General features: G+C 41.7%; 22 protein-coding genes and 4 tRNA genes. 14 read left to right on the plus strand and 12 right to left on the minus strand.

Going from position 1 to position 22,380, the window contains the following annotated elements; all coding sequences use genetic code 11:
• Positions 1-246 precede the first annotated feature (246 nt).
• The 8 genes from tuf to murB form a co-directional block, all read right to left on the minus strand.
• On the minus strand, positions 247-1,431 hold the full coding sequence (tuf, locus tag AC3KZC_RS16150) for an elongation factor Tu (protein ID WP_518525902.1): 1,185 nt from the start codon (positions 1,429-1,431) through the stop codon (positions 247-249).
• 118 nt (positions 1,432-1,549) lie between these two features.
• Positions 1,550-1,625, minus strand: a tRNA-Thr gene (locus tag AC3KZC_RS16155).
• A 13-nt stretch (positions 1,626-1,638) separates the two neighbouring features.
• Positions 1,639-1,713: transfer RNA gene (locus AC3KZC_RS16160), tRNA-Gly, on the minus strand.
• A 45-nt stretch (positions 1,714-1,758) separates the two neighbouring features.
• Positions 1,759-1,843, minus strand: a tRNA-Tyr gene (locus tag AC3KZC_RS16165).
• 46 nt (positions 1,844-1,889) lie between these two features.
• A tRNA-Thr gene (locus AC3KZC_RS16170) sits at positions 1,890-1,965 on the minus strand.
• Between the two features lie 121 nt (positions 1,966-2,086).
• Positions 2,087-2,788 (minus strand): type III pantothenate kinase, encoded by a 702-nt coding sequence (locus AC3KZC_RS16175; RefSeq protein ID WP_490579984.1) that lies wholly within the window; start codon positions 2,786-2,788, stop codon positions 2,087-2,089.
• Positions 2,772-3,776: a bifunctional biotin--[acetyl-CoA-carboxylase] ligase/biotin operon repressor BirA gene (gene birA / locus AC3KZC_RS16180; protein ID WP_490579983.1), complete on the minus strand. Its 1,005-nt coding sequence runs from the start codon at positions 3,774-3,776 to the stop codon at positions 2,772-2,774. Before birA ends, AC3KZC_RS16175 begins: the two co-directional genes overlap by 17 nt.
• Positions 3,763-4,773 carry a UDP-N-acetylmuramate dehydrogenase gene (murB, locus tag AC3KZC_RS16185; protein ID WP_490579982.1) on the minus strand — a complete coding sequence of 337 codons (1,011 nt, stop codon included), beginning with the start codon at positions 4,771-4,773 and terminating at the stop codon, positions 3,763-3,765. The genes birA and murB overlap by 14 nt, the downstream gene beginning before the upstream one ends.
• A gap of 100 nt (positions 4,774-4,873) precedes the next feature.
• Between murB and AC3KZC_RS16190 the strand changes: the two genes are divergently transcribed.
• Complete coding sequence (locus tag AC3KZC_RS16190) at positions 4,874-6,706, plus strand: M1 family metallopeptidase (protein ID WP_490579981.1); 1,833 nt, start codon at positions 4,874-4,876, stop codon at positions 6,704-6,706.
• Between the two features lie 82 nt (positions 6,707-6,788).
• On the opposite strand, the gene AC3KZC_RS16195 is transcribed toward AC3KZC_RS16190, so the two are convergent.
• Positions 6,789-7,382 carry a DUF2057 family protein gene (locus tag AC3KZC_RS16195; RefSeq protein WP_490579980.1) on the minus strand — a complete coding sequence of 198 codons (594 nt, stop codon included), beginning with the start codon at positions 7,380-7,382 and terminating at the stop codon, positions 6,789-6,791.
• A gap of 185 nt (positions 7,383-7,567) precedes the next feature.
• Here AC3KZC_RS16195 and AC3KZC_RS16200 point away from each other — a divergent pair, with 185 nt between their 5' ends.
• Positions 7,568-7,930, plus strand: a complete 363-nt coding sequence (locus AC3KZC_RS16200; protein ID WP_490579979.1) for a histidine triad nucleotide-binding protein — start codon at positions 7,568-7,570, stop codon at positions 7,928-7,930.
• A gap of 141 nt (positions 7,931-8,071) precedes the next feature.
• A complete protein-coding gene (locus AC3KZC_RS16205) occupies positions 8,072-8,728 on the plus strand; it encodes a helix-turn-helix transcriptional regulator (RefSeq protein ID WP_490579978.1) in 657 nt (218 codons plus the stop codon).
• A gap of 109 nt (positions 8,729-8,837) precedes the next feature.
• On the opposite strand, the gene AC3KZC_RS16210 is transcribed toward AC3KZC_RS16205, so the two are convergent.
• Positions 8,838-11,141, minus strand: coding sequence for a penicillin acylase family protein (locus AC3KZC_RS16210; protein ID WP_490579977.1), 2,304 nt, complete (start codon positions 11,139-11,141; stop codon positions 8,838-8,840).
• Positions 11,142-11,429: 288 nt separating this feature from the next.
• Here AC3KZC_RS16210 and AC3KZC_RS16215 point away from each other — a divergent pair, with 288 nt between their 5' ends.
• The 3 genes from AC3KZC_RS16215 to AC3KZC_RS16225 all read left to right on the plus strand — a co-directional run bounded on the left by AC3KZC_RS16215 (position 11,430) and on the right by AC3KZC_RS16225 (position 14,207).
• On the plus strand, positions 11,430-12,077 hold the full coding sequence (locus AC3KZC_RS16215) for a YceH family protein (protein ID WP_490579976.1): 648 nt from the start codon (positions 11,430-11,432) through the stop codon (positions 12,075-12,077).
• Between the two features lie 74 nt (positions 12,078-12,151).
• Positions 12,152-12,982, plus strand: coding sequence for an NAD(+) synthase (gene nadE, locus AC3KZC_RS16220; protein ID WP_490579975.1), 831 nt, complete (start codon positions 12,152-12,154; stop codon positions 12,980-12,982).
• Positions 12,983-13,124: 142 nt separating this feature from the next.
• Positions 13,125-14,207, plus strand: a complete 1,083-nt coding sequence (locus tag AC3KZC_RS16225) for a GGDEF domain-containing protein (protein WP_490579974.1) — start codon at positions 13,125-13,127, stop codon at positions 14,205-14,207.
• Positions 14,208-14,237: 30 nt separating this feature from the next.
• On the opposite strand, the gene AC3KZC_RS16230 is transcribed toward AC3KZC_RS16225, so the two are convergent.
• Positions 14,238-15,134 carry a sulfite exporter TauE/SafE family protein gene (locus AC3KZC_RS16230; protein ID WP_490579973.1) on the minus strand — a complete coding sequence of 299 codons (897 nt, stop codon included), beginning with the start codon at positions 15,132-15,134 and terminating at the stop codon, positions 14,238-14,240.
• A gap of 319 nt (positions 15,135-15,453) precedes the next feature.
• On the opposite strand from AC3KZC_RS16230, the gene folM reads away from it, so the two are divergent.
• From folM to folX, 3 genes are read left to right on the plus strand one after another with little or no spacing between them, the layout of a single operon-like run.
• Positions 15,454-16,164 (plus strand): dihydromonapterin reductase, encoded by a 711-nt coding sequence (folM, locus tag AC3KZC_RS16235; protein WP_490579972.1) that lies wholly within the window; start codon positions 15,454-15,456, stop codon positions 16,162-16,164.
• Positions 16,165-16,176: 12 nt separating this feature from the next.
• On the plus strand, positions 16,177-16,731 hold the full coding sequence (gene folE, locus AC3KZC_RS16240; protein ID WP_490579971.1) for a GTP cyclohydrolase I FolE: 555 nt from the start codon (positions 16,177-16,179) through the stop codon (positions 16,729-16,731).
• Between the two features lie 8 nt (positions 16,732-16,739).
• Entirely contained in the window at positions 16,740-17,096 is a 357-nt protein-coding gene (folX, locus tag AC3KZC_RS16245; protein ID WP_490579970.1) for a dihydroneopterin triphosphate 2'-epimerase, read from the plus strand.
• A 25-nt stretch (positions 17,097-17,121) separates the two neighbouring features.
• Here the strand turns inward: folX and AC3KZC_RS16250 are convergent, their stop codons facing one another.
• On the minus strand, positions 17,122-17,556 hold the full coding sequence (locus AC3KZC_RS16250) for a YqaA family protein (protein WP_490579969.1): 435 nt from the start codon (positions 17,554-17,556) through the stop codon (positions 17,122-17,124).
• Between the two features lie 325 nt (positions 17,557-17,881).
• Here AC3KZC_RS16250 and AC3KZC_RS16255 point away from each other — a divergent pair, with 325 nt between their 5' ends.
• From AC3KZC_RS16255 to AC3KZC_RS16275, 5 genes are all read left to right on the plus strand, one after another.
• Positions 17,882-18,379, plus strand: coding sequence for a TlpA family protein disulfide reductase (locus AC3KZC_RS16255; RefSeq protein ID WP_490579968.1), 498 nt, complete (start codon positions 17,882-17,884; stop codon positions 18,377-18,379).
• A gap of 270 nt (positions 18,380-18,649) precedes the next feature.
• A complete protein-coding gene (locus AC3KZC_RS16260) occupies positions 18,650-19,351 on the plus strand; it encodes a spondin domain-containing protein (RefSeq protein ID WP_490579967.1) in 702 nt (233 codons plus the stop codon).
• A gap of 10 nt (positions 19,352-19,361) precedes the next feature.
• Positions 19,362-20,072, plus strand: coding sequence for a spondin domain-containing protein (locus AC3KZC_RS16265; protein WP_490579966.1), 711 nt, complete (start codon positions 19,362-19,364; stop codon positions 20,070-20,072).
• A gap of 78 nt (positions 20,073-20,150) precedes the next feature.
• Entirely contained in the window at positions 20,151-20,870 is a 720-nt protein-coding gene (locus AC3KZC_RS16270) for a winged helix-turn-helix domain-containing protein (RefSeq protein WP_490579965.1), read from the plus strand.
• Between the two features lies 1 nt (position 20,871).
• The gene (locus tag AC3KZC_RS16275) at positions 20,872-22,368 is read left to right on the plus strand and encodes a sensor histidine kinase (protein WP_490579964.1); all 1,497 of its coding nucleotides are present in this window, start codon (positions 20,872-20,874) and stop codon (positions 22,366-22,368) included.
• Positions 22,369-22,380: the final 12 nt, after the last annotated feature.

Genomic DNA, 22,380 nt, shown 5'->3' on the forward strand with positions numbered 1-22,380 from the left:
TTATAAAGGTTATGTGATAAAAAATCACCAGTAATGATGATTTAGTAAATATATTTATTTACTTGCACAACCCAAGCCTCTGAATTTCCCCATACTCTTTTGTTTTAAAAATCTCAAATATTACGTTCTCAAGGTTCCTAAACTGTGCTTTATATTACGCACGACAAAAAGATAATATTAACTCTTAGCAATTGAAAAAGGCCGCTTGCGCGACCTTTTATCGTAATTCGTTAGTATTCTAACTTATTACTTGATGATTTGTGCTACTACACCAGCACCTACTGTACGGCCACCCTCACGGATTGCGAAACGTAAGCCTTCGTTCATCGCGATTGGGCAGATTAATTCTACTGTCATCTTGATGTTGTCGCCTGGCATTACCATCTCTACGCCTTCTGGTAACTCTACGTTACCTGTTACGTCTGTTGTACGGAAGTAGAACTGTGGACGGTAACCTTTGAAGAATGGAGTGTGACGACCACCTTCGTTTTTGCTTAATACGTATACTTCTGATACGAATGTTGTGTGTGGTGTGATTGAACCTGGTTTTGCTAATACTTGACCACGTTCTACGTCTTCACGTTTAGTACCACGTAATAATGCACCAATGTTCTCACCAGCACGACCTTCGTCAAGCAACTTACGGAACATTTCTACACCAGTACAAGTAGTAATTACTGTATCTTTGATACCGATGATTGCTACTTCGTTACCTACGTTTACGATACCCGCTTCTACACGACCTGTTACTACTGTACCACGGCCTTGGATTGAGAATACGTCTTCGATAGGCATGATGAATGGCTTATCAATTGCACGCTCTGGCTCTGGAATGTACGAATCTAAAGCTGCTGCCAACTCAAGAATTTTCTCTTCCCATGCAGCATCGCCTTCTAACGCTCTTAATGCTGAACCTTGGATTAGTGGTAAATCATCACCTGGGAAATCGTACTCAGACAATAACTCACGTACTTCCATCTCTACTAATTCTAGTAACTCTTCATCATCAACCATGTCACATTTGTTCATGAATACGATGATATAAGGTACGCCTACTTGGCGAGATAAAAGGATGTGCTCACGTGTTTGTGGCATTGGGCCGTCTGTCGCCGCTACTACTAAAATAGCGCCGTCCATTTGTGCAGCACCAGTGATCATGTTTTTAACATAGTCAGCATGGCCTGGGCAATCTACGTGTGCGTAGTGACGTGATGGTGTATCATACTCAACGTGTGAAGTATTGATTGTGATACCGCGCTCGCGCTCTTCTGGAGCGTTATCGATTGACGCGAAATCTTTTGCTTGACCACCGTAATGCTTCGCTAATACGTTTGTGATTGCTGCAGTTAGAGTTGTTTTACCGTGGTCAACGTGGCCGATTGTACCTACGTTTACGTGCGGTTTTGTACGTTGAAACTTTTCTTTTGCCATGACGGAACCTATAAGTTTTATTTCAGATTACGGATTAACGCTTACGGTGGTAAGCATATTCTTTCAATGAATATTTTTTATGACAACAAATAGGAAAGTATGAACGAAGGTGAAGAACTGGTGCTGATAGGCAGAGTCGAACTGCCGACCTCACCCTTACCAAGGGTGCGCTCTACCGACTGAGCTATATCAGCAAACACCAGAAACTGGAGCGGGCAGCGGGAATCGAACCCGCATCATCAGCTTGGAAGGCTGAGGTAATAGCCATTATACGATGCCCGCTTTAGGAACCTGTTCTTAACTACCTCAAGCCGTCAAGATAATAAGTGGTGGAGGGAGCTGGATTCGAACCAGCGAAGGCTGAGCCGTCAGATTTACAGTCTGATCCCTTTGGCCGCTCGGGAACCCCTCCACACAAATTCTTCTAAAGCGTACTTCTTATTTAAGCCCAAGAAGTATGGTGCCGACTATCCGAGTCGAACGGATGACCTACTGATTACAAGTCAGTTGCTCTACCAGCTGAGCTAAGTCGGCGTCGCTTATTACGGGGCGAGATATTAGAACAAGGACCTAAGCGATGCAACCATTAAATTAAAAAAAATGCATTTTTTTCATTTAACCGCACAAGTTTTACTCAAACCCCAACCTAAAGCCATCAAATTGATTGATTTTCATACCAAAACAGCAAGCCGATGAATAATAATTGTTTATTAAAATCACCAGAGTTAGATTCATTTTTTAACAGCTGACCATTGCCACCGGTAAATAAAACGCGACTAGTGTCATTAAATTTTGTTTTAGCTAATTCAACCGCACCTAAAGTACTTATAAAACAGCCATTTTTTAACGCTTGCGGGGTATTTGTGCCTAACTCGGTGGTATAAGGCGTGTTCAAATCAGTAAATACTTTTTCGGTGCGAGAAGTCACAGCATCAACCATTAAGTCTAACCCTGGTAAAATCCACCCACCAAGGTGGTGCTTGTCTTTTGACAATAAATCGATAGTAGTGGCTGTGCCAGAATCAACAATAATGACATTTTCATTTGGATGAAGCGACGCTGCGGCCAATACAGCAAGCCAACGGTCTATTCCTAGATTTTTCACTAGTGGATACGCACAGGTTATGCCTGCTATCGCACTGTCTACGCAAGCGCAAACGCACTTAACTTGATGATTATTTGCTTGAGCAAGTAAATCAATCAGTACTGGCGATTGTCGTACAGCGCTATATACAACAGCCGTGATTGTACTCCAATCGAGTTGGTTTAATTGCGATTGACTTAAAGGCAATAATTGCTGCTGATGGCTTAACATCGCTTTTAACGCAGTATTACCAACATCAATAAGTAGGATCATCGCTTACTTTCCTTAAAGATATTTCACCACCAAAGTAACTTTTTACCTCACCATTTTGGCGGATTTTAATGCCACCTTGCTGATCGATACCTTCACAAACCCCTTGCCAGCTGCGTTGACCAGTCATTAAGTTAACTCTTTGCCCCTGAAACGCATGCACTTGATTCCATTGCTGATGCATTTTATCTAATCCCGATTGTCTATACTGCGCTAAGCGCTTCTCTAAACAATCAGTTAGTAGTGCTACTAATTTGTTTTTATCCACATCACAACCGAGCAAGGTTAAATCTGTCCAAGCTTGGTCAATATTTGCTGAAGCTAACGCAGGCATTTTCAAATTTAAGCCAATGCCAATCACTAAATGACACGGCCCCTCAGGCTGACCGTCAAGCTCAACCAAGACTCCTGCCAATTTTTGCTCTTGCACTAAAATATCGTTTGGCCACTTTAGCTGCACATCAATTTTATATAAGGCCTTTAGTGCATCATATACCGCAAGACCAACCGCAATACTAACCCCCATTGCAGCCTGCAAACCATCATCAAGCAACCAGTAATAACTAAAATATAAGTTAGTTCCAAAAGGCGATTGCCATTGGCGACCACGCCGCCCTCGTCCAGCAGTTTGGCTTTCCGATACCACCACAGTACCAGATTTTGGAAACTGCCCACTTTGAATGCGCCGCATTAACTCTGAATTAGTTGAATCGATTACGGGAAATATTTCAAACTGAGCACTCCCGTTACTTTGGTCTTGGTAATGCTGCTTAATCCGCTTTTGATTGAGTAATTCAAAGGCGGTATTCAACTGGTAGCCTTTTCCCGTTACTTTAAAAATATCTAAACCCAACTCTTGCAGTGATTGAATGTGTTTCGCCACAGCAGCCCTACTGATCCCAAGCTGCATACCTAACCACTCACCAGATACGAATTCACCTTGCTGTAAATAATTCAAAATCGCGAGTTTATTACCTTTAAGTACTAACATGTTCAACCTCTATGGTGATTTCATGGCTATCGCCCATTAACCTCACTTCGTGTTGTAACTCAATTTTAAACTGCTGATACACTTTAGTTTGAATAGCTTTAATCATCGCTAGCACATCCTGACCTGTACTTTTACCATGATTAAGCAACACCAAAGCCTGTAAAGGGTTTACTTCAATTCCTGCAATCCGAAACCCTTTTAAATCACACTGTTCGATTAGCCAACCGGCAGCCACTTTAACGGTTTCACTATCTACGGGATAATAAACAAGTTCCGGAAACTGCGGTAAAAGGGTATTTAACTGACAACGCTCAATCACTGGATTTTTAAAAAAACTGCCAGCATTAGGAATTTTTTGAGGGTCTGGTAATTTACTACTTCGAGCGCTTATCACCTGCTCGCATATTTGCATAGCACTGGCATCACGTAGGTCTTTTAAAGGGCCGTAAGCACAATTTGGTTGCCACGCTTTTGTGAGTGCCAATCCAATTGCGGTGATAATAAATTTATCTTTTAAAGCATGTTTAAAAATCGAGTCTCGATACGCTAGTTGGCATTCGTTTGCGCTTAAACGCTCAAACTGCTTCGTTTCAAGATTAAATCCATCAACATACTGTAAAAAATCTTTTAACTCGACGCCATACGCGCCAATATTTTGCACAGGAGCCGCACCGCAGAGCCCGGGGATCAACGCCAGATTTTCAAGACCTGGCATGCTATTTTCTAGGGTAAAAAGAACGAGTTGATGCCAGTTTTCACCCGCTGATACATGAAGATGAAACGCTTCACTTGTTTCGTCAATTTCAATGCCTAAATTTGCAATCTGAAGTACCACACCTGAAAAATCCGAAAGAAACAATGTATTGCTGCCACCACCGATCACCACAAAAGGTTGAGTAAAATCAAAGTGCTGTAATTGCAGCGGATCAACAATTTTTATTAGGTTAGAAGCATATGCAGGCAGTGCAAATGTATGAAGAGATTGTAACGAAAGCAAAGGGGAGTTCTCTAAAGCAATAATTTGAATATCTTACCGCAAAGCCCAAGCTGTGGTATATAGTAGCGCCATTGTTCATTTCAACTCGTTCAAGGAACCCATGAAACTTAACGCTATTTTTGCTGCACTTTTACTAAGCCAATCGGCTGCGGTTGTTGCTCAAGACCAACACAGCTACGCCAACTTAGATCACGTTCATTCAACACATGTTTATCTCGATGTCGCCATTAACTTTGATAAAAAAGAACTTGAAGGTTTTATTGAGCACACCTTAAGCTGGCATAATAAACAAGCTAAAGAGCTTATATTAGATACTCGCGATCTTGAAATTGACAAAGTAATCTACAAAGGGGCTGATAATCTTTGGCATCCTGCAAAATTTACACTAGCCGCTCGAAATGATGTTAAAGGCAGCAAACTAACGATTAACTTAAAAGAACAAGCCAAGTTAGTGCGTGTGTATTACAACTCTTTACCACAAGCATCTGGCTTACAATGGCTAACACCAGAACAAACAGCCAGCAAAACCCAGCCTTTTGTGTACAGCCAATCACAAGCTATTCACGCTCGTAGCTGGATGCCGATTCAAGATACACCAGCAATGCGTGTTACCTATAATGCTCGCATTCAAACACCACTCGATGTGCGTGCGGTAATGAGTGCTGACAACAAAGATGCACAATTTAAAGATGGTGATTTCCACTTTGATATGCCACAAGCTATTCCACCTTATTTAATTGCATTTGGCGCTGGTAACCTTGATTACCAACAAATGTCGCATCAAACCGCCATTTATGCCGAACCAACAATTTTAGCGGCTGCCGTTGCTGAATTTGATGATACGCAAGCGATGATCGATAAAACCAATAAAATGTATGGCGAATACGCATGGGGCCGTTACGATTTACTGATGTTGCCACCGAGCTTCCCATTTGGCGGCATGGAAAACCCACGCTTATCATTTATCACCCCTACCGTTGTTGCGGGTGATAAAAGCTTAGTGAGCTTAATTGCACACGAGCTCGCTCATTCTTGGTCAGGTAATTTAGTCACCAATGCGACATGGGAAGATCTTTGGTTAAACGAAGGTTTTACCTCGTATGTTGAAAACCGCATTATGGAAGAAGTATTTGGCCGCGACCGCGCACTCATGGAGCAAGCATTAGAATCAGCGGGTTTGAAAAAACTACTGCCAACCTTGCCTAAAGGCGACACCATTTTAAATCTTAAATTAAATGGCCGCGATCCTGATGATGCGTTCAGCAGCGTGCCTTACATCAAAGGTCAACTGTTCTTAATTTACCTAGAACAACACTTTGGTCGTGAAAAATTTGATATTTTTGTTAAGCAATACTTTCATGATTTCTCATTTAAATCGTTAACAACAAAAGAATTTGTTACCTATTTAGAAAATAACTTAATCAATAAATACCCACATATCGTCAGCATGAATAAAGTAAACGAGTGGATTTATCAACCGGGTTTACCGGCTGATGCGCCTAATCCAGTTTCTGATACCTTCGATAAAGTAAATGCCAGTAGCCAAGCTTGGTTAGCAGGCAAAGCAACTCTTAGCAGCTTACCAACTAACCAATGGACTGTGCATGAGTGGCTACATTTTATCAATACTTTGCCACGCGACTTATCACTTGCACAAATGAGCGAACTTGATGGCGCATTTAAGCTCACTCAATCGGGCAATGCTGAAATCGCCTTTGCATGGTTTATGCTTGCAGTTGGCAATGGCTACAATGAAATTTACCCTGCTCTTGATAAGCATTTATCAGGCATTGGACGTCGTAAGCTCATTGTACCTTTGTATAAAACATTGATTGCACATGATAAAAAACAGTGGGCGAATGCGGTATATCAAAAAGCACGCAATACTTACCACCCATTAGCTCAAGGCACTATTGATGCATTATTTCAATAAGTGGTGCGAGTAACATAAAAAAGGCCGCTTGCGGCCTTTTTTATTACGATGTTAATTCACTGCTATTGAGGTTCAACGAGTATCACTGCTGGCTAATTTGTTTTAAAAATAATTTTTGCTGTTCAATGCTTGCTTGTTGCCACCAAAACTCCAACATATTTAAGGCGTTGGGCCCATTACTTTGCTGAGTATTTAACTTAGCCGCCAAAGGAAGGGGCTGACTAACGGCTTTAGAAGCTGCTGTCGAAACAGCATGTTCGACGTTATTCATAGCATGACTAGGTTTCATATCAAAAACAGCCAATGGCTGGTTCACGCCTTCTAATGTAAATTGCTTGGCACTAGAACTGACAAACGCTTTTGCCGCCGCCACAGAATCAGGTTTAGTGAACGTTAATTGAAGCGTCTTATCTGTATCGACTACTTCAATTGCTAACCAAAAAGGTTCTGACTCTACAATTTCGTGCTGATCGTAACCCACCTCAAATAAATCAAGGTATTTTAGTTTCACCCAGTTATTGCCTAAAGATAATGTCGCTTCATTTGCTGAGCCAAACCATGATTGCTCAATCTGCTGATCATTTACAGCCAATACAACCAGCTCATCTGGCGCTTTTAATATCGCAGCAAAAACGCTAATAGGCAAAAGGAGTGCACACATCAGTAACTTAATCATTTTATCTCCCGACTATTTTTTAAATACCTGCTATAACTTAGCTAATTTTTGCGCAAAACACCTTAATTGATTTTTAAACTACGACCAAAGTCTGGTAAAAGCGCTAAAGATGACTTATAAAATCACTTTTTTGTTTAACCTTAATGACTTATGATTTTGCTTCCCAATTTAATGGAGCGACCCTTGTGACAACAGAAACCATTTTTACGAAAATCATTAACCGAGAAATTCCAGCGACGATCGTTTACGAAGATGATGATACATTGGCGTTTAAAGACATAAACCCACAAGCGCCTTTTCACGTTCTGATTATTCCGAAAAAAGCAATTGCCACTATTAATGATATTATCGAGCAAGACCAACATATAATCGGTAAATTATATTGTGTTGCGGCCCACCTAGCCAAAGAGCACGGCTTTGATCAATCAGGTTATCGCGTCGTAATGAATTGCAATGACGACGGTGGCCAAACGGTTTATCACATTCATTTACATATGCTTGCTGGAAAAGCTATGGGTTGGCCACCATATACAGATAAAATGAAATGATCATACCCGCAGTATTAAAGTATGAAGTGAAAATTAAAAAGTAATACAAAATAATCACTTCATGTGTTAGGATTCTGCAACAATTGGCCTAATCAATGAGTTAGGTACAAATAGAATGACTTCGGCTAGGGCAATACCACAATGAAAAGTTCAGCATTTATTTTATTAGAGCAAAATCCAATCAATAATATTGGGCTTGATGTCTTATCACCTCTTTTAAAAACCCAAGGTATTGAAGTAACACATGGTGATGATCCCGCTGCGATCGCAGAACACACTAAACTGCTGTTTATAGAAGCCAGTGCCGAAAACGCATGGGAACAACTGCAAAATCATTTGCGTGCCATTACCGTTGATTGCGATATTATTTTATTTAATATTAACGAAAATACTGAGCTAGCTAATCGCGCATTATTAAGTGGGATCCGCGGTGTTTTTTATGCCACTGATAACGCCGATGTTGTAATGAAAGGCATTCGCTTATTACTCGATAATCAGCTTTGGTATCGCCGTAATATTATGTGTAATGCGCTCAGCCGTTTATTGCATTTTAATAAAGACAATATTTTACAACTCACCGATACTCTTGCTGAGCCTATCAGCCTCACCAAGCGTGAAAAAGCGATTATTGTTTTAATGAGTAAAGGCTGTAAAAACAAAGAAATAGCTGATGAATTAAGCATCAGCCCACATACTGTAAAAACGCATTTATACAGCGCATTTCGTAAAACTAAATGCCGCAACCGTATTGAGTTACTTTCTTGGGCACAGCAAAATATCCCAACAGAGCTTCGCTAAACTCAACATTGCATTCAAAACTAAAAAAGCCCTGAAGTGTCATCACTTCAGGGCTTTTTCTTTTAAAACTAGCAGCTAATATGCTTGTTAATACGTTGACCGAAAACGGCTATTGTATCGTTGGTTCAATCGTAATTTGATATAAACGCTCACTAGGTAATAAAGGCGTATTAGCACCATTTACATAATCATCAAATCCAATTCGATAAAAAGGCGAGAGTGGATGGCCAGATTGCCCCCCTGGCAAGGTTAAAATTGCATTTTCCTCAAGCCCCGGCTGAACAAACAAACGCTGCGACGCACCAAAACTTGTTTTTTGCACCGCAGGCATAAAACTATCACCAAACCCTGGGTGTAGCGGCATATCGAGTAAGTTGCTCAGCAACGGTATTTGCTTGCTAAAAGGATGCTGAATTTTAAGTTGATTTACATCGCCCCACTTGAGCACTTTTAAAGAGGCTTGTTTACTTTGACCATATTGCACTAACAACTCATCACGCATGTCATCATAAGCACTCAGCATAAACTCTTCCCACGCACTATATTTTTCAGGTAACCAACTGCTAGGCTGCGCTGCAATAAGTTGCCAAATAGAGGTCTCTAAGTTGTTTTTAATCGCGCTGAGCGACAGCTTTTCGTCGGTCAATTTATTTTCCAGCACAGCAAAAACGGTATCAATTAATCGACTGCGATAATAACGCACCAAGGTATAACCAACAGATTCAGGGCATGCACACGCTTGCCAGTTTTCAAGCTCAGCAATATCGAGTGCATAACGTTCTGGTTGTCGCTTTAGCGTTGTTAATAACAGTTCGTGCCAAGGTGTTAAAAAGCGCGCCTCGTTATCCAATTGAATGTTATAAAAATCACTTTCATTAAATTGTTGTTTCTCGTTCAACCGATCTCTAATTTGTACTGCCCGTGCACCGATGGCATAGCCGCCATCACCAAAACGCGCTAATTGGGAAGCCGAAATCACCCGAGAATTGCCCGTCCATAAACGTTGATTGTCAGGATTTAAAACAAAAGGAAGATCCTCTGCATCGTGCTGCCATAAATTTGAATACTCTTGCAAATCAATAGCCACATCACTTGGGTTAGTTCGCGCAGGAACAGCGCCGGTAGGCTGCCAAGCAGCATTGCCTTTACTATCAACCACGAGCATATTTTGCACCGGGATCCCCATCGTTTTAGCAACATCAATTGCTTGCGCTACAGTATGTACTTGCTCTAACTGCAATAACTCCATATCAACCGCATAATGTTGATGTGCAACCCAACTAAGGGCGTACCGCTCGCCATCAATTGTTTTAACTGGGCCAAACTCACTCATCTCAAGTTCGTAGATCTGCTTTGTACCATCAACAACATTCAATTGCTCAATTTCAATATGAGTTTGGTAATCTGAAGGGAGCTTGATCCAATCTGCTGTATCTAAATAACCATTGGTAAATCCCCATGCCACATGGCCGTTACTGCCGACAACAATCGCAGGCGCGCCCGGCAAACTGACGCCTGTAATTTGGTGTGACTGATTGTTTTCTTGATAATTTAATTGAGCACGATACCAAATCACCGGCACAGCAATAGATAAATGCATATCATCAGCCAGCATAGCATTGCCAGATTCTGTTAACTGTCCAGTCACCGCCCAATTATTACTCCCAATACCCAAAGGCTCGGCAATCGGCTGATAGGCTACGGTTTCATTTTGTTTTTTTATTAGCTGAGGTATTGGCGCTTCAGCTTGCACAATTTCACTGCCATCCAGCGCCGCTTGATAGCGGCTCGGCTGCGAAATAAACGCGAGCATTTCTTTACCAAACTGTCGCTCGATTTGGGTGAGCACTAAATCACGCTCAAAGTTACCGGCTTGTAAATCAAGATACATAGTGTAAATCACTAATAAACTATCAGCCGCCTGCCACGGCATACGCTCAGCACCAGTAAGAATATACTCAAAACTTGGATAACTCTGTGCCTGTGCTTCATTCACGCCAGCACTATAAGCGTTTAATATTTTTTGTTCTCGCGCCGGTAAAGTACTCAAAATTGCAGTAGCACGTTTGCGTAACTGGTGAAAACGCATGCTTTTATCCAAATTAATTGCCGCTGCACCAAATAACTCACTGAGTTCTCCCGCAGCATTACGGCGCAATAAATCCATTTGAAAAAAGCGATCTTGGCCATGTGCAAAGCCAAGTGCATAGGCTGCATCAACGCGATTTTTTGCTGTGATAACGGCGCTTCCGAGCGCATCCCGTTCAATTGAGACAGGCTCACTCACGGCCGCACTCTGCCCTTTGCCCGATAAACTCGGTAAACTCAGCGTTAAAACGCCATACACAACCGCAGTTGTGAGCAAGGCCAATAAAATTAAGCCAAATGTTAACCATTTAAAAAACCGCAGCATCACCACTCCCTTCCTGTTGTATATTTAATAATTTACGTAGCAATAACAGATACATAATTAACATTATCGCTTCATAAAACCAAACTAACACACTTTTACCTGATGTTAATACCAACAATTGATGATATTAAGATGACGAAAATTTAGGCCCTCAATAAAAGTTCGTCATACCACTCTTTCACATAAACAAAAAAGCATTCGCTTTTTAACAATTGGATTTCGCTATTAATTGCATCCCGTAATCGCCTCGTTTAGAGTGTAGATTCAACGCATTAAGAGGTAAAAAAGATGGAATTAATACTCACCCCTTTGCAGGCCCGCATTCTAGGTTGCATGCTCGAAAAAGAAGTCACCACGCCTGAGCAATATCCCATGTCAGTTAATAGCCTAACCAATGCTTGCAATCAAAAATCCAATCGAGAGCCAGTACTGTCATTAACTGAATATGAAGTACAAAACACCTTAGACGAACTCGCAACAAGTCGCTTAGTAACCAAAGAGGAAGGGTTTTCTGGACGGGTTGATAAATACACACACCGCTTTTGCAATACCGAATTTGGCAGCTTAAAATTCACTGCCCAGCAAAAAGCCATTGTGTGCGTCCTGTTATTACGTGGCCCCCAAACCCCTGGTGAATTAAGAACCAGAACGAATCGATTAGCTGAATTTTCCAACGTACAAGAAGTTGAAGAAACTCTGAATCACATGATAGAAGCTGGCTTTGTAGCAAAACACCCCCGCGAACCTGGCAAGCGAGAATCGCGATACAGTCAGCTATTTAGCGAACAAGCTCCAGCCATTGAATCAAATACACCTCAAGCATCAGCGCAAAGCGATGACATTTGCGCATTAAACTTAGAAATCGATGAACTTAAACAAGAAATAGCCGATTTAAAGCACCAAGTTGCAGAAATTAAACTCAGTTTGGGGCTTTAAATTTCACTCTCGAAACCAGATAATGCGCACTTAAATCGCGTTTAACACTATTAATAACCCGCTTAGGAGAGCCCATGCGAGCGCACATTTTAGCACAAATGAAAGTACTCCCTTCCATCGATCCTGTTTTTGAAATAAAACGCCGAGTTGACTTTATTAAAGCTAAATTGCTTGGCTCACACAGCCGTTCATTAGTGCTTGGCATTAGTGGTGGCGTTGACTCTTCAACCTGTGGTCGTTTGTGTCAATTGGCCGTTGATGAGCTCAACCAACAACATTCAACCGATAAATACCAATTTATTGCGATGCGCTTACCTTATGGCGTTCAAGCAGATGAAGCCGAAGCGCAATTAGCGGTTGATTTTATCCAACCGAGCCAACGCATCACCGTCAATATTAAAGCAGGCGCTGATGGCATTCACGCCCAAGCACTTGACGCAATGGCAAATGCAGGGCTTGCTCTGCCTGCACCAAGTAGCGTTGATTTTATTAAAGGAAATGTCAAAGCACGCCAGCGCATGGTAGCCCAATACGAAATCGCAGGCTTAACCGCAGGATTAGTTGTCGGTACCGACCATAGCGCAGAAAATCTCACTGGTTTCTATACCAAGTTTGGTGATGGTGCGTGTGATTTAGCGCCTTTATTTGGTTTATCAAAACGCCAAGTGCGCTTGTTAGCTAAAACTTTAGGCGCACCTGATTTATTAGTTAACAAAGTCCCGACGGCTGATCTTGAATGTGACAAACCGGGCCTTGCCGATGAAGACGCATTAGGAGTAAGTTATGAACAAATTGATGATTTTCTTGAAGGGAAACCGGTTGATGATGCAATTGCAGATAAGCTAATTAACATTTATCAGCGCACCGAGCATAAACGCCAACCTATCCCTACAATTTACGATTAAACAATCGGTTATCTCATTCATTTAACAACGCTTCATTCTGAAGCGTTGTTAAAGTCAAAAAACACACAAAAATTGCTCCAACCGAATATTCTTTAACTACACTCAGAATTAATGAGGGATTTAGCGATAGGGATTTTATTCGATGTTTTCCGATGACTCCGCGTGGAATATGAGCAATAAACTCAACAATACAATGAATCACTCTGCTGAGTGCTTACGTAAAGCAGTTCCTTTAATGGTGAAGTACAACATTGCCGTAACTCCACCTAATTACGCTTTATGGTACACCTTCGTGTCAGGTAAATTACCTGCACTCAACGAAAAATTAAACAACGCATTAAAAGCATATGGTACCTGCCCTCCAGCACTGTCCCGTGAACTATTTGAAGAATTTCTCTCAGAAAAAGATCTTGAACTTTACGATAATATTGCAAATGAACTTTCGAACTTAATCGGTAATGTGAATAACGATATTCATTATACTTTAGAGCAAACAATGGGGTTTTCTGAAGTGTTAACGTGCTGCAACTCAAGTCTCAGCGAAGTGCAACAAACTGACACCCTAACCGATTTGGTACTCGAAATGGTCGCCAAGTTAAGTGATGAAGCCAAAGCCATGCAACACACTACGTCACTATTTCAAACCAAACTGGCTTTAGCCCATACCGAAATATCTCGGTTACAAGCTGAACTTAAACAAACTAAACAAGATGCTACGCACGATGCATTAACTGGATTACTCAATCGAGGTTCGTTTGATGATGACATTACTCAGCTTTGTAGCAATACAAAAAGCAATACGTCACTGTATTTAACCTTTGTTGATATTGATAACTTCAAACAATTTAACGACGATTTTGGCCATCAAAAAGGCGATCAAGTGCTAAAAATCGTTGCCAAAATACTCAACAATAAATGTGATCAGTTAAATATTGCTTATCGATTTGGAGGCGAAGAGTTTTGTATTATCAGCCAAAATTGCCCTGAGAAAACCTGTATTGATTTTATAGAATCACTGCGCGTTGCAATTGAACGTTTAAGTGTGAAAGACAGCAAAACGGGTGCAAATCTGCGCAAAATTAGTGCATCGTTTGGTGTGGCACGTCACCAGCTACACGACTCACCGGCAGATTTAATTGAAAAAGCCGATCAGGCACTTTATTTAGCAAAACAATCAGGGCGTAATCGAGTCGAGATTTTTTTATCTGAGCCGAGAAAACATTAAAACACGCTGCAACATGGCCAAAAAATAAGATTAAATAATACGACTTAGTAATTCAAAAGCGGTAAAGCCGACTTCGAGTACAATTAAAAAGAGTAAAAAACTAAGTAACACTCCAGCTCTTACTTTTGCGCATACAAACGCCCCCAACGGCGCTCCAATGACTACAACAGGCACTGCCGCCCACAAAAATGCATTAATTTGCGGCGTAAAACTATCAAGTAAAAAAAGGTTGCACCCAGAACCCACTATTGATGTAACAGCCATAATAATGACCGATGTTGCAGTAGCTGCTTTTAATTCTTTTTTATAAAACAGCACTAATAACGCAAACACCATAATATCAGCGCCAGACCCAACGATCCCACTTGCGACGCCACCAATAAAGCCAACCAAAGTGATTAGGTATGGGCTGTGTAAATCAGGCTGCTCTTGAAAGTGTTTATGCGTAAAATGCAACCGTAATAAAGTAAACGAGAAAACGAGCAGAAATACGCTAAACACTGTTTTCGTTGCCAAACGAGGTAAATTTTCAGCGATAAAAAGTAAACTGATAATCACCCCTGGGATGGCTCCAAGCAGAGCAAACAAGGCCACTTGCTTAAAATAACGGATACCACAAAAAATAATGGTTAAGCTTGCAGCCGTCATACCAAAACTTTGGATTGCTAAGGAGAATACTTTGGCAGTGGCAGGTTCAACCCCTAATAATTTAGTCATCACAGGAAAGGCAACCGCTCCCCCCCCTAACGCCGTACCACCCGCAACAAACGATCCAAACATCATGGTAATTGCAATACTAAGTTGTGCGACAAAATTCGCCACTGCTGATTGCGGCCCTTGACCAATTATCCACACCAAATACACCAACAGAGTAAAGGCAAAAGGGATGATTTTAGGATTCGTTTTGGGATTGATAATTTTAAACACGTGAGCGCTACTACAAAAAGGTCAACGCTGTCATTATGCTTATTTTTAAAACAAATTCACCTACTTTTTATCAGCTTGCAACTAAACTGATCGCTTCCTTATTACAAAACGTAATGTTAGAACTTTGGGCATATACCTAATGAATTTCAAAGTGCTCGTAGGCGGCAAGCACCTGAATCCTCATGAGCATGATGTACTACGTGATTGAGGTGAAGGCGCGCAGCCAACACGCGAGTATCTTGAAAGACGACGGGTATAAACTAATTATTCATTTTGGTTTATAGTAATCAAATCGACGACAAAGAACTCTTATAAAACAATGCAATCACCCATTTTAATTACTGGTGCAGGTCAACGAATTGGCCTAGCCATTGCGCAACACTTTATAAAGCAAGCGCAGCCTTTAATCATCACCTATCGCACACGCCATGCGAGCATTGATGCACTTCAAAGCGCGGGGGTAGTTTGTATCCATGCTGATTTTTCTACTGATGAAGCCATCGCACACTTTGTTGAACAGTTAAAAAATACCACGCCGTCACTGCGTGCCATTATTCATAATGCATCAAGCTGGGACTGCGAAGCCAATAATCCAGATTACTCACAACTATTTGATAATATGATGCGCATTCACTGCAAAGTGCCTTATTTAATCAATTTGGCCTGTGAGTCGTTGTTACTTAATACCAACAGCCTTCACGGTGACATTATTCACTTAACCGATTATGTCGTTGAAAAAGGCAGCCCAAAACACATTGCGTATGCCGCAAGCAAAGCCGCGCTTGATAATTTATCAAAGTCATTTGCCGCCAAACTTGCACCGAAAGTAAAAGTAAATTCAATAGCGCCTTCATTGATTATTTTTAATGAACATGACAGCGCCGAATACCGCGAAAAAACCTTACAAAAATCAATTTTAGGCTTAGAGCCAGGTAGCCAAGAAATTGTAAATACGATTGAGCTACTCCTAAATAGCAACTACATCACAGGGCGAACCTTACCTGTTGATGGCGGCCGCCACCTTAAATAAAAAGAGCACATTATGCACGACGATCTAAAGAAAAGTTACCTACAAATTATTGAAAGCATTGGTGAAGACCCAACTCGTGAAGGCTTGCTCGACACCCCAAAACGCGCCGCTAAAGCGATGGAATATTTAACTAAAGGTTACAAAGAAACCTTAGAGCAAATTACCAACAACGCCGTATTTACCTCAGATGCTGATGACATGGTACTAGTGCAAGACATTGAGTTATATTCAATGTGTGAACACCACTTATTACCATTTGTAGGGCGCTGTCATATTGCTTACATTCCAAATGGCAAAGTATTAGGCTTGTCTAAATTTGCCCGCATTGTTGATATGTACGCACGCCGTTTTCAAATTCAAGAGCAGCTTACTCATCAAATCGCCAAAGCGGTTGAGGAAGTAACAGGTGCCAAAGGTGTCGGCGTGATTGTTGAAGCGAAACACATGTGCATGATGATGCGTGGTGTTGAAAAGCAAAACTCAAGTATGCGCACTTCTGTGATGCTTGGTAACTTCAGGCAAGATCCAAAAACACGTAATGAGTTTTTACAACTGGTGAAAAACTAAGGCCCGCCATGCAAAATGCCATTATTAATATCACCAACTTACGATTACGAACCTTTATTGGCTTTAATCAAGAGGAGCGTGACAAAAAGCAAGATGTAGTGATTAACATTGAAATTCACTATCCAGCCGATGTGGCTTGCCAATACGATGAAGTTGACCAAGCCCTAAACTATAAAGTAGTGACCAAAGCAGTGATTGAACTCGTCGAACATGGTCATTTTTTACTGTTAGAAAAGTTGGTTGCTGAAATTCTAGAAATTTGCCACCAGCACAGCAGTGTAACGTATGCCAAAGTCAGGGTTGATAAACCTCACGCGCTGCGTTTCGCAGATTCTGTGTCACTGACCTTATCGTGGCAAAAATAGTCCTATTACAACATAAAAGGAGCAGTTAACTGATTAACTGCTCAACCCCTATCACAGCCCCAATCACCACGGCATAGCGCAACGCTTTACCGATTGTTACCAAAAGCAAAAAGAGTTTAAAACGCACTTTCATCACTCCGGCCACAATGGTTAACGGATCGCCCACTATCGGTAGCCATGCCAGTAACAAACTATATGCGCCATATCGCTCAAATCGTAGCTGGGCTTTTTCGAGAGTAGGCTCATTGATTGGAAACCATTTTTTATCTTTAAAACGCAAACATTCTCGGCCAAGCCACCAATTCACACAACTACCCAATACGTTACCCACCGTTGCCGCGATAAAAAGTAGCCAAACGTTATAACCTTGAGTAACTAAGCCGCTTAGCAATACTTCTGACGCACTCGGTAATAGAGTGGCTGCAACAAAGGCAGTTAAAAATAACGAAAGATAGGCCATACAGACTTAAGCAAATAAAAAAATGAGTATACCAAATTGGCTTTTTATAAATGAAGATAATCATGATTTATTCACTCACCTAGCTGATATGCACTTAACGATTCGTTAAAACGTGCATAAAATGAATCAACTATACCCAATGTATTTCAAGATGCTCGAGGCGCCAAGCACCTGAATCCTCATGAGCATAGAGGTACTATGTGATTGAGGTGAAGGCGTGCGGCCAACACCCGAGCATCTTGAAAGGCGACGAGTATAGACAGCAATACAAAAAGCGCTGTAAGCTCTAAGTACTTATAAAAACAATAACAACAAGTGATATACGATGAAATCAATACTAATGCTTGTGGCAAGTTTAACCTTATTTGCTTGTAGCCAAACACCCAAAATACAACCCACCAGCAACCCAAAATATGAAACGTATATCGCAACTGGTGATGCATTTTACCAGCTTAACTTTACCAGTATTGCAGGCGAAGATATTAATCTTAGTACCATCCCTAAGCGTAAACTCATTGTCTATTTTGCTACTTGGTGTCACGACTCGCAGCGGGCCATGCACCAAATCATGGCATCGCCTTTAGCAAGCGACACCACCTTGCAAATTATCGGTATTGGCCGAGAAGAAAACGCAGCGAACCTTGCTAAATTTCAACAAGAATACCAACTGAATTTTCCACTGATCAGTGATGAAAACCGCAGTTATTACAATCAAGTCGCCAACTCTGGCATTCCTCGCTTAATTTTACTTGATAACAACAACAACGTGGTTAAAACCGTGATTGGCGAAGTACCCGACGTGATTAATCACCTTGTGTGGTAAGAGCTTAGAACCAAACCATTGAGGATGCGGCAGAGGCAACTGAAACCCAAAAAAGCGTGCAACCTCTGTGCCTGAAGCAAGCTAAGAAAACCCCAGATCCTCAAGATTGACGGGTAAGCACACCTTCAGGCATTACCCATAATAAGTCACATTGCTAAGCATTGTGATTAAATCAGTGTCAAATTGTGATACAAACGTGATAACTCCGTGAGCCTTTCTTGATAGTTGTTTTGCATACTTCGATGCATACCCACTTAAAAGGAAAACAACATGAAGGTCGCACCATTTTTAGCCCTAGGTTTTGCCGCACTAGCCAGCCAACAAGTACACGCAGCATCTCTCGATATCAAAATTACCAACCTAACCCAAGGAATATATTTCACCCCGCTACTGATTGCAGCTCACAGCGCTGATACGCATTTATTTATGCCGGGCATGACAGCATCAACCGAATTACAAGCAATGGCTGAGGGCGGCAACATTGCGGGTCTTGCCGGCATTATCGATACAATATCAGGTAATAAAGTAGAAAACCCTGCTGGTGGTTTACTCGCTCCAGCTCAATCAACCATGAGCATGCTTGAAACGAGCGATGCAAACCAATACCTTTCTATTACTGCAATGATGCTACCCACTAACGATGGTTTTGTTGGGCTCGATAGCTGGATGATCCCAACCATGCCCGGTAGTTACGAGATTTATTTAAATGCTTACGATGCAGGAACCGAAGCCAACAACGAGTTAATTATTGAAGGCTCTGGTGCACCAGGCATGCCCGGAATTCCAGCGGCACCAGGAATGGGCGCAGGCATGAATGGCACAGGCGTCACCAACAGTGAAAATAATCAGCATATTCACATTCATCGGGGCAATTTAGGCGATGATGATATGCAAGGTGGTAAAAGTGATTTAAGTAATACAGTGCACAGATGGCTAAACCCTGTTGCCAAAGTGACCATTACGGTTAAATAGGAGCTTACAAATGAATACGCTCAAAAAGTTATGCTTACCCATTTTGCTGATTGGCCTTTATGGCTGTGGTAGTGACGATAAAATGATGATGCCTGAAATGGTCACGCCACCACCTCCTCCAGCTATGACATATAGTTTTGCAGTATCAATAACAAACCTGACTCATGCTCAACCTTTATCGCCAATCGGCATTGCTCTGCACCAAACAGGGCAATTTTGGCAAGTTGGGGAAAGTGCCTCCACGGCGCTTGAACAAATGGCTGAAGCAGGTGACAACTCTGCGCTACTTATGCAAGAGATAGTGATGGGGTCAATCAGCGACTCAGCCCCCTTACTACCGGGTAATTTGGTCGAATTAGTAGTACAAAGCCAACAACTTGAAAACATAAAACTCAGTTTAGTTTCCATGATGGTGAATACGAATGATGGTTTCTCCGGTCTTAATGCCATAGATGTATCTCAGTTAGCAGTTGGTGATACGTTAAGCTTTAACTCAATGGCTTACGATGCAGGCACTGAAACCAATAGTGAAATGGCGGGTACCATACCCGGCCCAGCTGATGGTGGCGAAGGTTTTAACAGTGCACGTGATGGCAACTCAGTGGTCACACTCCACCCAGGTATTGTCGGCCAAGAGGATGGTTTAACACTCTCAGTCCTTAATAATGATCATAAATTTGATAATCCATTAATGGCTATCACCATAACTCGGATGCAATAAACGAGGAAAACGACTGTAAGTTATTGCTTGCAGTCGCTCACATTGGGTGACTTCCTCAGCGCATGTAAGGTGAGGAAGATGAGAGATCAGGTGTTAGTAGTAGAAGATGACCGCGATATCGCAAGGCTGGTACAAGTGCATTTAAATGAGTTATCCCTCGATAGTCATCATGTGGGCTGTGCAGAATCTGCCTTGCTTTATCTACAAAACCACTCTTGCGCCCTGATTTTGCTTGATATTATGCTGCCCAAAATGGACGGCTTAACCTTATGTCGCAAAATCAAAGATCAATCTCCCGAAACCAGCATTGTATTGCTCACATCGCGCTCATCCGATATGGATAGAGTGATTGGCCTTGAAATGGGAGCCGACGATTATATTTGTAAACCTTTTAATACTCGCGAGTTACAAGCCAGAGTCAAAGCACAACTGCGACACGTGCACTTGTTACGCAATAAACACCTTGCATCCGATATCGCTAAAATTTTAGAACTTGGCCCGTTAATAATAAATCAACAATCTCACGACGTATTCATCCATCAAGAGACACTCAACCTCACATCAACCGAATTTGATTTGCTCAACTTTTTTGCCTCTCACCCCAATCAAGTCTTTAGTCGCACTCAACTGCTCGACTCGGTTTGGGGTTATCAGCACAGTGGTTATGAACACACAGTTAACTCTCACATTAACCGACTGCGCACTAAATTAGAGCCTTTTCAGCTTGATAACCTAATCGAAACCGTATGGGGTGTCGGTTACAAACTCAATCCTAATACCTTCACCTGCATGAGTTAATATGATGTTTAATCGTTTTTCACTGTATCAAAAACTCGCCGCATCACTGTTTGTGATTTTTAGCGCCCTGATTGTACTTATCCTCAGCTGGAGCCAAACTCTTGAGCAAGTCTCACAGCATCAAGCACAGCAAAAACTTCACTTACAACTAGCAGAACACTTAGTCGCAGATAACCCCCTACTTAAAGAGGGTGTTTACGACTACAGCGCTCTTGAAAACCTATTTCACACCTTAATGTTATTAGGGCCGGCCTTTGAGTTTTATTTTGTTGATCCCAGTGGTGAAATTCTCACCTACTCAGCCCCTAAGGGCAAAGTGAAACGAAAAAACATTGACCTCGCTCCCTTGCTTTCTTTAATCGAGCACAATAATAAACTACCTATTTATGGCCAAGATCCTCGCAATTTAGATAGGCAAAAGATTTTTTCTGTCGCCCCTGTTTATAGCCATGAGCAACAACAGCAAAAGCACCTCCAAGGCTACCTCTATATTATTATTGGTGGTGAAGCCTACGACACCATTTTTAGCCGAATTAAAGCCAGCGGCTCCTTGACGCTGACCGCAATATGGTTTGCTGCGGGACTGGTATTGCTACTGCTATTATTGTTGGCACTATTTCGCACCTTTACCCAGCCAATTCAAACACTGGCTCATCAGTTAAAACAAATTGAAGCCGCCCAATTTGATTTAAGTGCGATTACACTCACGCCATGGCCAACTCACACCCACAACGAAATTCACCAGCTTGGTGGCAGCGTTAATCAAATGCTTGAACGAATTGATAACCAATTAAAACAATTAAAACAAAACGATGCCCAGCGCCGTGAACTATTAGCACATCTATCACATGATTTGCGAACTCCACTGTCGTCATTGCAAGGCTATTTAGAACTTTTAAATCAGGCCATGCCCAGTGATGCCTGCGCGCAACAAGCCGAATATTTGGCTGTCAGCCTTAATAACGCCAAACAACTTAAAAATTTAATTGATCAAATTTTTGAGCTTGCACACCTTGAATCAGGGCAAGTTGCCATCAATATCGAACGCTTTAACTTAGGTGAACTTATTTACGACTGCCTTGCCAAATTTGCCTTAAAAGCAGAACAAGCAGGCGTGATACTCACGGTTGAACCCCAGATTTGTGATTTTATGATATTAAGCGATATTGCCAAGCTTGAACGCGTACTGAGTAATTTAATCGACAATGCCCTGCGCCACACCCCATCGGGGGGCACCATCACTCTCAAAGTGGTCGCACAAGGCAAAAAAGTAAAACTACAAGTCTGTGATACCGGCAGCGGCATCAAAGCCGAAGAAATCGACTATATTTTTGACGCCCGCTATCGCGCTAGCAACGCACAAGGGTGCAAAAAGACCCATGGCGGCCTTGGTCTTGCAATTTGCAAACAATTAATGCAGTTATTGCATAGTGATATTCAGGTATATAGCCAATTAGGCGAAGGCACACGGTTTGAAATGATCTTAATAAAGAGCTAAAAACGAGCCTCA

It is taken from the genome of Pseudoalteromonas sp. J2K-J031, assembly GCF_058197095.2.